The 14538-nt window shown below is 62.7% G+C and carries 13 protein-coding genes; 2 read left to right on the top strand and 11 right to left on the bottom strand.

The genetic code is table 11. From position 1 onward, the window contains the following. Positions 1 to 11 precede the first annotated feature (11 nt). The 3 genes from OEX18_14520 to OEX18_14510 all read right to left on the bottom strand — a co-directional run bounded on the left by OEX18_14520 (position 12) and on the right by OEX18_14510 (position 2072). Positions 12 to 746: a hypothetical protein gene (locus tag OEX18_14520; GenBank protein MDH4338483.1), complete on the bottom strand. Its 735-nt coding sequence runs from the start codon at positions 744 to 746 to the stop codon at positions 12 to 14. Positions 747 to 831: 85 nt separating this feature from the next. Further along, positions 832 to 1347 carry a hypothetical protein gene (locus tag OEX18_14515; protein MDH4338482.1) on the bottom strand — a complete coding sequence of 172 codons (516 nt, stop codon included), beginning with the start codon at positions 1345 to 1347 and terminating at the stop codon, positions 832 to 834. 119 nt (positions 1348 to 1466) lie between these two features. Next, positions 1467 to 2072 carry a hypothetical protein gene (locus OEX18_14510; protein MDH4338481.1) on the bottom strand — a complete coding sequence of 202 codons (606 nt, stop codon included), beginning with the start codon at positions 2070 to 2072 and terminating at the stop codon, positions 1467 to 1469. A 712-nt stretch (positions 2073 to 2784) separates the two neighbouring features. Here OEX18_14510 and OEX18_14505 point away from each other — a divergent pair. Beyond that, positions 2785 to 5262 (top strand): T9SS type A sorting domain-containing protein, encoded by a 2478-nt coding sequence (locus OEX18_14505; protein MDH4338480.1) that lies wholly within the window; start codon positions 2785 to 2787, stop codon positions 5260 to 5262. A 44-nt stretch (positions 5263 to 5306) separates the two neighbouring features. On the opposite strand, the gene OEX18_14500 is transcribed toward OEX18_14505, so the two are convergent. The 3 genes from OEX18_14500 to OEX18_14490 form a co-directional block, all read right to left on the bottom strand. Beyond that, complete coding sequence (locus tag OEX18_14500) at positions 5307 to 5606, bottom strand: DUF4256 domain-containing protein (GenBank protein MDH4338479.1); 300 nt, start codon at positions 5604 to 5606, stop codon at positions 5307 to 5309. A 290-nt stretch (positions 5607 to 5896) separates the two neighbouring features. Further along, complete coding sequence (locus tag OEX18_14495) at positions 5897 to 6322, bottom strand: DinB family protein (GenBank protein MDH4338478.1); 426 nt, start codon at positions 6320 to 6322, stop codon at positions 5897 to 5899. Positions 6323 to 7307: 985 nt separating this feature from the next. Continuing rightward, entirely contained in the window at positions 7308 to 8552 is a 1245-nt protein-coding gene (locus tag OEX18_14490) for an N-6 DNA methylase (protein MDH4338477.1), read from the bottom strand. A gap of 451 nt (positions 8553 to 9003) precedes the next feature. On the opposite strand from OEX18_14490, the gene OEX18_14485 reads away from it, so the two are divergent. Continuing rightward, positions 9004 to 9771, top strand: a complete 768-nt coding sequence (locus OEX18_14485) for a hypothetical protein (protein MDH4338476.1) — start codon at positions 9004 to 9006, stop codon at positions 9769 to 9771. Here the strand turns inward: OEX18_14485 and OEX18_14480 are convergent. The 5 genes from OEX18_14480 to OEX18_14460 all read right to left on the bottom strand — a co-directional run bounded on the left by OEX18_14480 (position 9768) and on the right by OEX18_14460 (position 13747). Continuing rightward, a complete protein-coding gene (locus tag OEX18_14480) occupies positions 9768 to 10013 on the bottom strand; it encodes a VOC family protein (protein ID MDH4338475.1) in 246 nt (81 codons plus the stop codon). The genes OEX18_14485 and OEX18_14480 overlap by 4 nt on opposite strands. 199 nt (positions 10014 to 10212) lie before the next feature. Then, positions 10213 to 11379, bottom strand: coding sequence for a beta-lactamase family protein (locus tag OEX18_14475; protein MDH4338474.1), 1167 nt, complete (start codon positions 11377 to 11379; stop codon positions 10213 to 10215). A gap of 100 nt (positions 11380 to 11479) precedes the next feature. Then, the gene (gene lepB / locus OEX18_14470; protein ID MDH4338473.1) at positions 11480 to 12094 is read right to left on the bottom strand and encodes a signal peptidase I; all 615 of its coding nucleotides are present in this window, start codon (positions 12092 to 12094) and stop codon (positions 11480 to 11482) included. A 117-nt stretch (positions 12095 to 12211) separates the two neighbouring features. Further along, positions 12212 to 12769: a hypothetical protein gene (locus OEX18_14465; GenBank protein MDH4338472.1), complete on the bottom strand. Its 558-nt coding sequence runs from the start codon at positions 12767 to 12769 to the stop codon at positions 12212 to 12214. Between the two features lie 111 nt (positions 12770 to 12880). Next, the gene (locus OEX18_14460) at positions 12881 to 13747 is read right to left on the bottom strand and encodes an NAD(P)H-binding protein (GenBank protein ID MDH4338471.1); all 867 of its coding nucleotides are present in this window, start codon (positions 13745 to 13747) and stop codon (positions 12881 to 12883) included. Positions 13748 to 14538: the final 791 nt, after the last annotated feature.

Raw genomic sequence — 14538 nt, 5'->3', positions numbered from 1 at the left:
TCGAAGGGCAACTATCCATATCCACCTTCCGGCCAGTAGAGAAGGAAGCCCGCCAACACTATGACCGCGATGGCCGAGAGCCCGGCATACGTCTTGTTGAGAGCCCGAAGATCACAAAGCCTGCCCTGGTGAATCAAGCGATAGCCGATGATCCCGTCCGCGAGGAAGAACGCGGCCAAGGCCATGACAAGCGGCAGTGGGTTAGCTGAGTGGTAGGCAACGTAAACCAGGCCGCGAGTTCCAATGTGGATCACCGCTGCGATGACGCGCTCGCTGAACGGCAGGATGTACCCGTACACAAGGCGTGGTCCTCCCGACAGGCGACCGACCATGGCTTCCAGCTCGTCGGCTGATTTCTCCAAGGCAGTGCCCTTAAGGGGATTAGCAGTCGTGGCGCCCACGAACGCCTCGATTGTCCCGATGCCAACGCCAAACGCGACCACCTCCCAGAACGTCAGGACGGGTAGAAACGCGAAGAAGACTAGTGCGAAGCCAAGCTCCGTTATTCCTGACACCAGTCCGTTGAGCGCAGCGGTGCCGAGGATGCGAGATGGGTCATGTCGCAGCCTGCGAACTACCCCATGATAAAGAACGAGCTTGAGAATACAGCCGAAACCCCAGGAACCAGAACCGTAGATGAAACACTTGAAAGGCACGTCCTTCGAATAGTGCAGATACCCGATTGCTACCGCGAAGGGCAGCAGCACGGTCAGCGAGAAGGCGCGGTCACCGGAGGTGCGTTTCATTCTGTCTTCGTTGACGGGCAGGACGCAATGCACCCGCTTCCATGGCTTCACCTGCAAATCATCTTATCTCCACATACCGGAACGGTTACTGCCTCGTCAGCGACACCCGCGCAAAAGTCGAATGCTTCGCGCCACGTTCTATTTCTATGATCCAATGCCATACGTCGGATTCTCGATCGTAAGTAAATGTTGTGTGGATAGCGCTATCGTCACCGGTATCGAAAACGAAGGCCAATTCATCAGGCGCCGGTTCCGCGTATCCGGTGTGTTCAGGAAATTGAGCTCCACTTCCTGTTACATCTAGCCATAGACATGTATACCGGCCGAGGGCCTCATTCCAACCAATGAAGACTATGGACTCGTAGGCAGGTACACCTTCATCGTCCACCTCACGCGCCACTTCGTGAAAACGCAGATACTGATGACCGAGTACCCACTCGGCTACCAGATCATGTGTCACCTGAGCTCCGCCGATTGTACCCGTCATAACCCAGTTTCCGGACATACGGTCAAGTAGTTCGTCCTGAATGCCCTGCTGTTCCGCCACCGCGGGAAGAGACAGCAACAACAGGACTGCGATAACACGAAATACGGTGTTCACTTTACCATACCTCCAGGAACTACTTCCTATCCGCCGAACGCCCAGCATCAGCGGCGGCGCGCAGCGCCGTCGGCTGCATGCTGTTGTTAGGCCGTAACCCACCGACTCTCAACCTCAAGTCAGCTCGCCCGCGTCGGATCGGCCATGCGCCCGAAAAAGAGGATCGTGCCGTTCCTCCGGTCGCGGATGGCGAACAGGAAGGGATGGTCGGCGCGGAAGATTGGAACTGGCGGCGGCTTCGAAGGTCGGAGCGACGAACCGCGTATCATCGTGGAAGCCGTGGCGGCCGCAGCCTCCGTTCCCTCCTCGTTAACCTCGACGAAGGCCTTGTGGAAGACGCCCGAGATGAACAGCGAATCCTCGTGGGGCGGCTCGTGGCCATTGATCCCCGAGAAGTCCGCCTGGAAGCGGTTGAACGCCAGCGGCATGCCGAGAAGGGTGAGTTGGTCGCGCACGTTGACAGTTCCCCAAGTGATCTTGAACCGCGGGAGGAAGAGCCTGACCTCGCGCGTATCCATCTGTGCCACACAATCCTGGAGCATGCGCGCGGAAAGCGCCTCCTCAAGATCCCGAAGCCCGTCCTTTCGGTCCGGAAGGAGCACGAGCATGGACAGGTCGCCGCCACGGTAGACCAGATCGACCGCCCGGTAGCCCCGGGCTTGCGTGTACCGGACCTCCTTGTGTTGGTGCATCAGCGGCGCCTGCACCTTCCCTCCGCCTTCCAGGTGGAAGGGCCCCAGAGCGAGTTTGCCACGGCTAGCTCGTACTCGCCGCCGCCAGCTGCGTTGAACCGCTCGACAGTCTCGGCGAAGGCGACGTGCAGCGTCTCATCAGAGGACGAGATGCAGAGGGCGTCTCTCATCTGCGCTGCGGTCTCCCCTCTGGCGCCGGTTCGGGTCATGGCAAGGGCAATCCGAATGCTGAACGGAGAGAAGAGCAGATTCTCGAACGGCTGCCGCAACTGCCCGTACATCGACAGCGCAAAGTCGTTGTTCTCCTCGGCGAACGACTGCGACCCAGTGGATCGGGTCGCCGCGTGCGGTAACCAGGGGCCCGCAGGCGGTTCCCCTTTGCCAAGTAATCTGCGGAGCCATCAGGCGCTTCTCCTCGTCGATGAGATTCTCGGTGATCCGGCGGTGCAGTTTTCGCCCGCTCGCCGTGGGCGACAGAATTATCGCCCGCCCGTCGTCGGGATGGGCCACCCGCCGAACGTAGCCCTTGCGCTCCAGGGCCGCCTCCGCGTCCCGGCTCCCCCGTATCTTCGTCGCACCCGGCATGACCCCTCCTAGTTGTCACTAGCAACTATATGGGTCGGCCCCGCCCCGGTCAAGGAAAAATCTCGACGGGCGGTCCGAGGTGTCCCACCCGTGCGGGCCGTGGTACAATGGGTATTCTACGATGATCCTCGCCGACCGGATCGAACCCGAGGAGCCTCTCATGCGGAAACCCGTTCTCTATTCTGCTATCACCCTTCTGCTCGTTACCGTCGCCTCTCCCGTGGCCCGTGCGGAATGGGTGAAAGATGGCGTGCTGACCGCCGCATCGTCGCAGAACAACTTGGATCCCACGATCGCGTCCGATGGAGCCGGCGGCGCCATCGTCGCGTGGGCGGACTTTCGCACCGGCGATGAAGATATCTACGTCCAGCGCATCGACGCCGACGGCAATCGCGTATGGCAGGTCAACGGGGTCCCCGTGTGTACGGCGGCGAACATCCAGCAGAAGCCCAACATCGTCCCGGACGGTTCGGGCGGCGCATTTATCGTATGGAGCGACCAGCGCACGGGTGTGTTCGACATCTACGCGCAGCGCGTCCGGAACGACGGCGTCATGCTCTGGGCGTTCAATGGGATTCCCGTCTGCTCCGCGAGCGGTATCCAGGGGGATACGTGGGCCGAGTTCGACGGCTTCGCGCTTCTGGTCACGTGGATCGACGCCAGGAGTGGTATCGGCCATATCTACGCCCAGCGCGTCGACGCCAACGCCAACGCTCTCTGGGCAGCAAATGGTGTGGCCGTTTGTACGGCGGCGAACGGACAGAGCCTCCCCCGGATCATCTCCGACGGGGCGGCGGGCGCCATCGTGGCCTGGAACGACTACCGAAGCGGGAACAGCGACACCTACGCGCAGTCGATCAACTTCTTCGGCACGCCGGCGTGGACGTCCAACGGCGTGGCCGTGAGCACATTCGCGGGCGACGAGTTTCTCGTCGGGCTGGTTCCCGACGGGCTTTCCGGCGCCCTCGTCCTGTGGAGGAACGCGGGGGGAATCTACCTGTACGGGCAACGTCTCGACGCAGCCGGTGTTGCACAGTGGGGACCATTCATACAGACCAACGTCGGCTCAGCGTCATCCGTCACAGCCGTCAGCGACGGGGCCGACGGTGTCATCGCGGGCTGGTCGGCTCCGAACAGCATCCCCTCGTCGGACGTTCACGCGCAGCGCATTACCGGTTTCGGCGTGCCTGTCTGGCCCAGCACGATCGGCGCTCCGCTGACGACCTGGGACCAGACTCTCCAGACTGCGGCACCGGACGGCGAAGGCGGCGTTACTCTGTTCTTCCTGGACAAGCGGGACTTCCCCGTGACTGGGAACGACCTCTATGCGCAGCGTGTCGATGCCGATGGGCAGGAGCGATGGGCAAGCACGGGGGTTCCCGTCACGGAACTGCCGGGGTTCAGGACCAGCGTGTCGGCCGTGCCGGCGGGGGACGGCAGCACGCTCGTGTCCTGGGTGGACGGGCGTGCCGGCAACCTCCTCGTGTACACGCAGCGTATCGAGCCGCGCTACGGCTGGTGGGGCCGTCCGGAGCCGAGCATCGTCTCCGTGGCGGACATCCCGGGCGACCAGGGCGGGAACGTCGCGCTCGGTTGGACGGCGAGTCAGCGTGACAACCTCACCTATCAACAGATCACGCACTACTCCGAGTGGCGCGCGCTCGACACGATCGTGGGTTCGCTCGCAGACGCCATATCCCGCAGTTCCCCGGGGCACCCCGCTGACGAATCGTTCGCGCGAGTCGTCGCCGATCGTTATGGCAGCGCGACGCGCGTCGTCACCCTCACAGACGTCGGCGCCGACTTCGACGGACCCGCCATCCGCGCGGACGCGTCGAATGGTGTTATCTACCTGTGGGAGTTCGTCGACACGCAGGACGCGCTGTTCTCGCCCGGCTACAGCGACGTCGTGGCCACGCGGCAGGACTCAGTCGGCGGCGACCCGGCGCTGCACTACTTCCAGGTGGTGGCGCACACGTCAGATCCCCTTGTCTTCTTCCCTTCCGCGCCCGACAGCGGATACTCCGTGGACAATCTGGCGCCCGCGACGCCCCTCTATCTCTCCGCGGCGCGCACGGGCGGAGACAATGTCGATCTGGACTGGAAAGCAGGCGGACCCAAAGAACCGGATTTCAAGGAGTACCGGATCTACCGCGGCGACACGAGCGGGTTTCCGGTCGACAGCGCGCACTTCCTGGCCAGCACAGCGGACACGATCACCACCGACGCAACCGCCATTCAGTGGACGGCCTGGTATTACCGCGCCGTCTCCGTCGACGTGCACGGCAACCAGAGCGCACCATCGAATGAAGCCATGGTCGGCGCGACCGTCACCGGCGTCGGCGACACGCCGGCACTGACGCACCTGCAGGTGGTCGCCAACGCGCCCAATCCGTTCGGGGAGAATACGGTGGTGGAGTTCGGGCTGCCCGCGCGCGGGCGCGTGTCGATCGCCGTGTACGACGTGGCGGGCCGGCGCGTGTACGCACGCGATGCCGGAGAGCTGGCTGCGGGCTGGCACCGGCTCCCGTTCGACGGACTGGACTCGCAGGGCCACCGACTGGCGAGCGGCGTGTATTTCTACCGCGTGTCGGTCAACGGCGAGACGGCCACCCACAAGATGGTCATCCACCGATAGCAGCCACGAACGTTTCCGAGGTGTCTGCGGTTCGACCCGGCTGGCTAGCGCTTTCGCAACACCCTGCCGGCTCTGACGGACGATCTAGACACGGAGCGAACATCGCAAAAGATGTATTCATTCGACGTCTTGTCTTGCCCCACCACGTCTGGTTCGCCGCCGGTTCGTTCCATTTCCGCGAGTGACCTCAGCTTGTCGGGCCTGGCTTCCAGCCTCGCCTGCACTTCCGTCCACCGAATGCCCTTGTGGCGGGTCGTGTGGCTCGCAAAACGAGTTTTCAGCGTATCGAGCAGCGCTTTGCGTTGGCCCACCGCAAGATCCTGTCTTGTACCTGTTTTCGGCATATGCGCGTCGCCCCCTTTTCGGGGCGTTCAGCGTACGGTTGGCGAAGCGGCCCGTCAATCCCTTCGCGGGCCGCTCGGGTTGCGGTGGCGCGTGTTGGGTTCAAGCGATTGTTAGGTGCTGCGCATCACCTATTTGCCTGCAATGCTACGTAAACACCGACCAGGTCTCGATTGACGGCGTGCCCGGCGTCAGTTGATCCCTTGATGATCTCACCGCTGCCCTCACGAATGCGTCGAAGCCTCTCGTCGAAGTCATCGACAGGGCCTAACGCTCTTGCGGCCTTGGCATGTCATCCCGTGCGCAGTGCCCGTTTGAGCAGCGCGATCTGACCGGCGTGGTAGAGGCCGTGCTGGGTGACGCCGATGAACTGCGTGTATGCCGTGTACGGCACTTCTGACACGAGCGGGTTGAGTTTCGTGAGGTCCTGCGCAGCCTTCCTCCAGTTCTCTTCGGTTGCTGCCGGGCAAGGCGGCCAGTTCTCTTCCGGCGTGAGCTGGCGCCCATCTCCAGACAGGCGGCGGAGGACGAGGCCGTAGTCAGTAGTCAGATGCAGAACGATCTCCCAAATGCTGTGGGCACCCGAGATTGGGTGTGCAGCCGCCTCATGCGCGGAGACTCCAGCAAGAGATTCCAGCACGGACGGCCCATGCCATGCCTCCCCCTCCAGCGCTCGCTTGAGTTGCTCCTCTAACCGCTTGATCTCGCGGGCTATCATGTTCACTCACCATCCAATCGGCTTCAAGCAAGACGAGCATCTACCGCTGCCAGAGCCCGTGGTGGATGCCGCCCTGGATGTAAATCGCAAACAACCGAACCCCTATGCTCCGGTTCAGCCGCGGGCCGCGTAGCGGACTGTCCGCTGCAACCGGTTGTGAGGCCGCAGTTAACGACGAGCTCCAGTAGCCACAAGCACGATCAGCCCCGCCTCGCGGGCGAGAGAAGTTCATCGACTCGCCGGTTTCCCGTCGGGAACTCAACCTGTTTGATGTCCGCGCCCGCACGCAGCAACTCATTGATTGCCTCGAGCTGACTGTGTCGCGGCTGGTTCACGGCCGACCACACCGTCTGCCCTGGGACCGTGCTTCCGTAGTTGTTCCGGATCTCCAGCGCACACGATGGTCTAGCAACAGCCGAAGCGTGCTCAGTTTTCCCAGGTTCGCGGCCCAGTGGACAGCGTTCATTCCGGTCCCGGAGCCGCCGGACGGGGCGAGCCCCTCTAATGAGGTACTCCGCGGCAGCAGCCGCCTGTTAGGAGGCGCGCGCGTCAGCGCCCGGACGGGGAGTTGCTGGAGCTTCCGCCGCAATCAACCTCGTCATACCAGCGCCAACAATAACCAACGCCAGCGAGATTACCCAAAGGCCTGCGATCACCCCTCCAGGCATGGCGTCCCTTGCCAGAACCACTACCAGCGCCAAAACAAGCAGACAGACACCCGCGACGTTCATCGTGTGCCACGGCACGGCCGTCCAGCGAAGATAGCTCCCGCAACTGGGACACGGCGCCACGCAGCGAGTTCCCCATGGCTTCGCAAAAGCCCGGCGCTCTTTGGACGACATCTCATGAGAGCACAATGGGCAGAACTTTCGCAAATCAAGTGGCATCCCGCCTCCTAGCGACACGGCGCTCCGCCGCGCGCCCTGGCCAACTGCACTCTATCTCCGCTGTCCCGGCGGGTCGGCAGGAGCGGCGAGTTACGTGGTCAATCTTTTCTTATCATGCGCCATGAGCCGCTTGGCTCGGGATCCAGGCCCATCGTGCAAGATACAACACCGGCTATCTGATCTTCGGCGCTCATCGGGAGCTGTGCCGTGAATTGGCAGTTTGCTATCTGGAATCTGACTTCACCCTTAGATACTCCCAGGTTCTCGACGTTGCCTGAACTACCGTAGTCCCCGACAAACCCACAGTCCTGACACGCACCACGCAAACTATAGGCACACTGCAGCGAGGTGCCTGATCCCGTGAACAGGAGAACCCCACCGCCACTGCATCCCACCAATACTGGCACGGCCGGACACACAACTGGACTTGTTGCTGCGAATGAGTATGCCCACTCTCCATCGAGAATATGAGCCTTCGGCTCCACAGTTGACTCCTCGCCGCACCCGATGAGCAGCAGCCCACTGCACACCAGCAACCAAAATGACCGTCGCTGTTTGCAAAATCCTTCGAGTCGCACTTGCCTTTCTCCTGGTCCGCAGGAGTCACTCGTTGTCTCTGACCACCTCACGCACGGGGTGGCGGCGCAATCGAGGAGATGTTCCTTCGCCACCGACAGCATTCCGCCCGTGCCGCAGGCAGGGTCGTAGATGGAGAGGTGCCGGTCGGGGATCGGGATTTCGAGCAGCTCCACCATCAGGCGGATGACTTCTCGTGGCGTGAAGTGCTCTCCGGCCTCCTCGCCGCTTTGTTCCGAGAATCGCCGCAGCAGCTCCTCGTAGACGTAACCCATCTCCAGCGGCGAGAGCTTGTCCGGGCCGAGATCCATTTCCTTGTACTGATTCAGGATAGGGGCCAGCCGGTTGTTCTTCACCATCAGCCCGATGGTGGCCCGGTAGTTGAAGTGCTCGATGATGTCGTCGACGTTCTTCGAGAACCCGTTGATGTAGGCGCGGAAGTTCTCGTCGAGGAGGGTGTGGTCCTCCTCGTAGACCCGGCGCAGCGTCCAGTCGGTCTTGTTGGAGAAGGGAGCCGTGCTCGTCTCCAGCCCCTTCACCAGTTTGGCCAGTTCCTTCTCGGTCAGCTTGGGCCGCTTGGCCAGCACCTCAGCTGCCTTCTCTTCGCGCCACTTGATCAGCACGCACTCCAGGCGGCGGATCACGATCATCGGCAGGACGACGTTCTGGTACTCGTACGGCTTGAATTTGCCGCGCAGCCGCTCGGCCGACTTCCAGATCTCGTCGGCGAGGTTATCGAGCTTGGGTTTGTTCAGGGCAAGGGACATCGAGTTTGGATTCCTTTTGGTCGTAACTGCCGCACCCGGTGTCACAGGCGTCTAACTACCGTTCTATTGGTCTTCTGCGGCTATCCATTCGCGGCCTAGCCTGATAGGCCGCGGCGAAAGAGCCCTGCCGTACCGCCAGATGGGGCGCGCGCGCAAATAGTACTGCGCAACTCGCAGGCTAACAAGCCAAACACTGCGCTGGACGCCCTGACGCCGAGGCCGCCCTTGTTCAGCACGTGGGTGTAGATCATGGCCATCGTCACGTCGCGATGGCCTGTTCTCGATGGGGGTGTTTCGAACAGAATTGAGTTCCCGGTGGTGGGCGGTGTTCCCGTCCACGCGTGGCTCGGGTACCCCATGGGCACTCCCCTGGAAGGACTCCCTGGCGATCCCCTGGCAGGTGCGGCTTGACTCGCCGCGGATCCATTCGTAGGTTTGAAGTCCAATCGTTATGAGAAACCGACTTTTGTCCACGCTGCTTCTATCCACCGGCCTGATTGCATCGGCCGGTACGGCCCTCGCCTTGGGGAACGATCCACCCGCGTTCGTCCTGGAACTCGAGGGCGGCGCGTTCTGGCAGAGCCGCAACGACGTCCAGATCCCGAACGACGAAACCGGGACGCGCTTCTCCCTTGTGGACGTCGCCGGCAACGGCCCCTGGCCCGCCGGTCGCCTGTATTTGACGTGGAACATCAACGCGCGGCACAGCCTGCGCGCGCTGGCCGCACCGCTGTCCATCACCGAGACCGGCGTGCCGGCCACCGACATCGATTTCGCCGGCGGCGAGTTCACGGCCGGTGTGCCGGTTGAAGCCACCTACCAGTTCAACTCCTGGCGCCTCGGGTACCGTTACCGCTTCCACGAGGGGGACCGCTGGACATGGTGGGTCGGTTTCACCGCCAAAGTGCGCGACGCGAAGATCGAGCTGCGCCAGGGGGCGACCTCCGCGCGCAAGACCGACGTGGGCTTCGTGCCCCTGCTGCACATCGAGGCACAATGCCGCCTGTCGGACAACTGGCGCGTGGTGCTGGACGCCGACGCACTGGCCGGCGGACCCGGACGGGCGGAGGATGCCTCGCTCAAGATCTACCGCGACATCGGCGAGCGCTGGAGCGTGGCCGCCGGCTATCGCACCGTCGAAGGCGGCGCGGACGTGGACGAGGTGTACAACTTCGCCTGGCTGCACTACGCCGTACTGTCAGTATCCTACGGATTCTAGGTCTCAGCCTGATCCGCGCAGTCCACGTAGAGCGAGACCCCCTCCGAGAAGCTGAAGTACGACCCCCCGTTGTAACCCAGGAAGAGCTGACCACCCACCACGAACTCCGCCGAGCTCACCGGACCATCCTCCCCCGCACGCGCCACCTTCCGCACCTCCGACCCCGGAAACGTCGCCGCATAAAACTCCATCGCCGCTTCCAACTGATCATTGAACATCAAAAAAGGTGTCACTTTGTTCATGGTAGTGCCTCCCTCTGCGAAGGCGGTGTTCTTCTCCGCCCAACGTTCGGCGATAAGCTGCTGGCGCCGGAGGCGACTGTCAGCTTCATTGCCTTGTTGGACGCCCCACTGGCATGGAGAGAGCAGGAAGCGTCTCGCGGACCAACTGGTCGAGCCAATCTGCCCAGGCCCTTGCCGTCGTCTGCTCTCCATCCCTTCCTCATTTCTGGCCGTCCGCCACCGCCCGGAGGACTCTGGGAACCACCTTGAATGGGATGGCACCGGCGGCGATCTGGCTCACCGCCCCCGCGAGGAACAGGTCCGGCTCCGGGGCGTGAAAGAGCCACGTCCCGGTGGAGCCGGTGTGTCCCACGACCTGCGGCACTGGCCGAAAGGGCGTGAGGAAGCGCGGGAGCCGGAAACGCATGACCCCGAGGCCGTACTCGATCGGCCAGCCCGGCTGCCGGAGAGCGGCGCGGTCCAGCGGCAAGGAGAACTGGCGCCACCGCGCCCGCATGCGCCGCCAGGTGCCGGGATCCCGAAAGAGACGGCCCCCCACGACGGCCCTCAAGAACCGAATGAGATCTTCGCAGGTCGAGTTCATGTCACCGATCGAGGCTAGGAAGCTGGGGAACCGGGCGACCTCCACACCGGCGTAAAGTGCGGCCACGTCGGGCTCCGGACCGCTCCCCCGGCGGTGGCCCGGAAGCCAGGTGTCCTCGAGTCCCAGGGGACCCAGAATCAGATCTTCCAGGACTTGGAAGAAAGGCGCCCCGCGGCGTCCCTCGATGATCCCGATGAGAAGCTGGTAGTTCGTGTCCGAGTACCGGATACGGACGCGCCGCGCGTCCAGAGGCTGCGGCGCAAAGTGGGGCACAAGCCTCTCGCGGACCCATCGAGCCGTGTCCTCCAGCGACCATGCCCTATCGCCGTCCTCCACCAGGATCTCCACCAGGCTGCGTCGGTCGGCTCCCTCGTTCCGCCGCGACGCCGGGTAGTCTTCGATGAAGTCCGCCAGCCCCGACGTGTGGCCCAGAAGGTGCTCCACCGTGATCCGGTCGGTGCGGTCTTCGCCGTCGAGCACGTGGAGCCGTTCCGTGACGGAGCCTGCAAGCCGGTCCACGAGGCGATCCTCGAGCGCCAGCTCTCCTTCTCCCACCATCCGCAGCACGGTCGAGGCGATAAAGAGCTTGGTGATGCTCGCGATAAACCAGGGAGTCGTCGGCAGCATGGGCGCGCCGTCCGGAGACATCTCGCCCCGGGCACCGGCCCACCGGAACGTCCCATCCTCGGAGACGACCGACATCACGGCGGAGTGGATCTCCTTCCGCTCGATGAGCCCGTCGAGCAGAGCCTCCAGGCGCTTGACGATCCGCGTCTCGTTCATGTGCGTCTAACGCTCCGCGTAACCTGCGGGCCGGACCGGCGCGGCGCTTGCGTCGTCTGCAAGCGACGTGACGGGTCGGACCGACAGGTTCACGCTGTTGTTAGCCCGCGGACCACACACGACCAATGACCTGCCCCAGGATTCGTTCTCGAGCAACCGGCCCGAACTGGCGGGAGTCCATCGAAGCGTCGCGGTTCGATCCCAAGACAAAGAAGAAGCCTTCAGGAACAACTCGTTCCTCAAAGTCTCCGACGCCACCACGGCCCCGATCGAATGAGATATACACCTCCGGTCCGTTCCCGCGCTCGATCTCAACCACTGCTCCAAGGCGCCCGCGGCTGATGACTGCTTTCTCATGGGGAGCCACAGCGGCGTAGCCCAGAGCAGTGCCGTCGATCGTCACGTGGTTGCCCTGCATGGAGATCCGGGTCCCCGGGCCTGCGATCACCCTCTTGACCACAAGCTGGCCATCAAGGAGTCGAAACACGATCATGTCACCTGGTACCGGGTCCCTCACTCTCGCCAGCTGACTGCTGGCGTACGGCAGCCGGATGTCGTACGCACCGAGGTTCACGAGGACTCGGTCTCCGGTAACGAAAGCTGGGGCATCCGAGTCGCCGACGATCACGAACGCGCGGATGTAGCTCGGAATGGCCGCCAGACATATGAGCGTGATCCCAAGAACGAAGCCGCGACGCCGGTTGAGAAATCTCATCTTTGCCCTCCGCAGTCTAACGGGATGCGCATCAGCTGCGACGAGGCTGGCAGGCCGGATGCCCCGCAGCCGGCATGACAGCCCCAGTCGTCAGCTGCATGCGCTTGTTCGACGGCGCTATTCGCCGTAGAGAGACTTTACTCTCCCCCAAGTGGTCTCCTCTACCGCCACCGGATACCCACACGGGCACGTCGCGTTGCTGTTAATCGTTGCAACCAGCCCCGGGACCGGATGAATGTTGTTGTCGCAGTCGACAACGATGGGATGCTCCGGATCCTCGTAAGGGTTCGGAAGCAACGGATATGGACAGCACGGCGGGCTCGATCCCTGAACGACAAACTTGATTGTCATAAGGTAAAGTGCCGTCGGTTCGGTGATGCACACGCCGTATGGATACCACTTTCCAGTTTGAGAAGACCCCGGCCACCCCCATGGATCCGTGTCGCTCACCCAAGTCGCGTTCGTCCAGCACGCCGGCTTCGGAGCCGAAAACGCCGACGCCGTTACATTTCCAGATGTCCAGTGAACGACGTAGATCGCCTTGTAAGCAAGACCGTCCGTGATGTTGCAGCTCCACCCATTCCAGTAGTCGTAAAGCCCGATCGTGTCCGAATTAGCGACTACCGTCGAGAGAACCACGAGAAACACGCACGCCACAATAGTCCTCACGATCATAAGCTCACCCCCACATATACCTTTCCGCGTCCGCCGAACGCTGGCGCTCAGCCGCCGCGCGCAGCGCGGTCGGCTGCATGCTGTGGTTAGACGGAACCCCACCTCGTAGTGTCAATGCGGCAGTCCCTGTTGCCCGCCATGTGGCATGGCGAACCACTCATCAAGCGTGGTAGACGGCGCGCCGAGTAGAGCATTCGCTTCGCGAGGGTCGCCGAGTTCCCCTACCCGGTCGAAGTAATCGATCAGCTTTGTCACGTAGGTAAGCCCTGGCCGCCGGGTCAGCCGTGCAACGAGCCGCGCATGCCACAGTTTCAATCGTATCACCCTCAGTTGGGGGTAGCAGGCAGCGTAATAGCGCTCGAGAGCGTCGGGGAGCTTCACACCATCCGGCCCGTGAATGAACAAGCGCTTGCCGAGTGCGCGCTCGTCGTCGTAGGACTGGGCCACCATCCGTCCGAAGTCTGCGGCGGCAAAAAAGTGTAACTCGGGGGGATTCCGTCCGATGATGATCGCCCCGCGACCTCCGTGGATAAAGTTCTCGAGCGTCTCCATGACCCAAGTCGGACAGAAGATGACGTAGGGGATGCCGCTTCGGCGCAGGACCTCCTCCGTGCGCATCTTCACGTCCACGACCTCGAACCATCGGTTCTCCTCGCAGGCCGTGGTCGCCGAAACGTAGGACACGCGTTCAAGTCCCGCCCTTGCCCCTGCGTGGACCACGTGCCGCATGGCAACCAGTTCCGCTTCCCGCGTGAGGTTGATGTGGACCGCCTGACAACCCGACATCGCTCCTTGGACGTCCCGCTCCTGAAGCGCGCTCCCCTCGATGATCTCGACGGAATCGCCCAGCAGGCGTCGGGCCGCTGCAGCGTTGCGCACTAGAGCACGCACAACGCGCCCTTGCGACATCAGAGACTGCACGACCGGTCGGCCCAGCATGCCAGTCGCTCCCAATATCAAGACTAGTCGGGAGTCCATAAATTCCGTCTAACGGACTGGCGTTCACCTGCGGCGCGCGAAGCGCGCTGTCAGGTGCAACGCCTTGTTAGAGCGCACCCGCGCTTGCTCGACGCCGGCGCCACCGGTATCGGCCGAGCCTCCATTCACTCGTACGACTCTGCAACCATCCCCCGCTAGAACGTTCCTTATGCGAGTGCCAGGACCGTCACGAGACCGTGGAACAGAACGCCAGCAGCGATCGCACCGTAGACCAACCCCCTAGGCAATGCCGCTAGCGCCGCCCGTAGAACGACAATGGCAAGTGGGAGCGATAGAAGTAGGCCGCTCACGGTCCCGGGCGAGTATCGACCGACCACTACGCTGGCGACCGCGTGCAATACTCCATTGAGGCCTATTAGCGTGGCTAGGGATGCAATGGTCCAGGATAGCTGCCGTTCCCGAAATGCGACCAGCGTCCAGAACGTAAACAAGACAAACCCAACGGCATTGATGAGAAGGAATCGCCCGGCTGTCACTCCGTTTCCCGCGGCGTAACGGGTCCACTCTGGGAACCCACCAAACCACTCCTCCACCTGGTGGAGCAGGAGCACGGCGGGTAACAGCAAGGCTACTCGCGGCGGGAACGAGGTCCGATCGATAACCGTGGTCGTCATTCGGGCATCCCGTGCGCTCTAACGTATCCGTTCAGCGGTGGACCGCGCAGCGGGCCGTCCGCTGCAACCGATTGTTAGGTGGCCGTGCGATTCCCGCCATCGAGAGATTGATCGATCGAGAACAACTCTTCGTCATCGCAGTTCCTTGCAAGGGGT

This window comes from Candidatus Krumholzibacteriia bacterium (assembly GCA_029865265.1).
In the GTDB taxonomy this organism is placed as follows: domain Bacteria; phylum Krumholzibacteriota; class Krumholzibacteriia; order WVZY01; family JAKEHA01; genus JAKEHA01.
The sequence above is the reverse complement of the archived record's forward strand: the minus strand, read 5'-3'. Positions and strand labels throughout refer to the sequence as shown.

What these genes read in the sequence shown, in the direction of transcription:
- OEX18_14490 (MDH4338477.1), bottom strand. Translation starts at nt 8,552, where the DNA reads ATGTCCCTTGCCCTGAACAAACCCAAGCTCGATAACCTCGCCGACGAG.
- OEX18_14480 (MDH4338475.1), bottom strand. Translation starts at nt 10,013, where the DNA reads ATGAACAAAGTGACACCTTTTTTGATGTTCAATGATCAGTTGGAAGCG.
- OEX18_14485 (MDH4338476.1), top strand. Translation starts at nt 9,004, where the DNA reads ATGAGAAACCGACTTTTGTCCACGCTGCTTCTATCCACCGGCCTGATT.
- OEX18_14520 (MDH4338483.1), bottom strand. Translation starts at nt 746, where the DNA reads ATGAAACGCACCTCCGGTGACCGCGCCTTCTCGCTGACCGTGCTGCTG.
- OEX18_14465 (MDH4338472.1), bottom strand. Translation starts at nt 12,769, where the DNA reads ATGATCGTGAGGACTATTGTGGCGTGCGTGTTTCTCGTGGTTCTCTCG.
- OEX18_14505 (MDH4338480.1), top strand. Translation starts at nt 2,785, where the DNA reads ATGCGGAAACCCGTTCTCTATTCTGCTATCACCCTTCTGCTCGTTACC.
- OEX18_14475 (MDH4338474.1), bottom strand. Translation starts at nt 11,379, where the DNA reads ATGAACGAGACGCGGATCGTCAAGCGCCTGGAGGCTCTGCTCGACGGG.
- OEX18_14495 (MDH4338478.1), bottom strand. Translation starts at nt 6,322, where the DNA reads ATGATAGCCCGCGAGATCAAGCGGTTAGAGGAGCAACTCAAGCGAGCG.
- OEX18_14460 (MDH4338471.1), bottom strand. Translation starts at nt 13,747, where the DNA reads ATGGACTCCCGACTAGTCTTGATATTGGGAGCGACTGGCATGCTGGGC.
- lepB (MDH4338473.1), bottom strand. Translation starts at nt 12,094, where the DNA reads ATGAGATTTCTCAACCGGCGTCGCGGCTTCGTTCTTGGGATCACGCTC.
- OEX18_14500 (MDH4338479.1), bottom strand. Translation starts at nt 5,606, where the DNA reads ATGCCGAAAACAGGTACAAGACAGGATCTTGCGGTGGGCCAACGCAAA.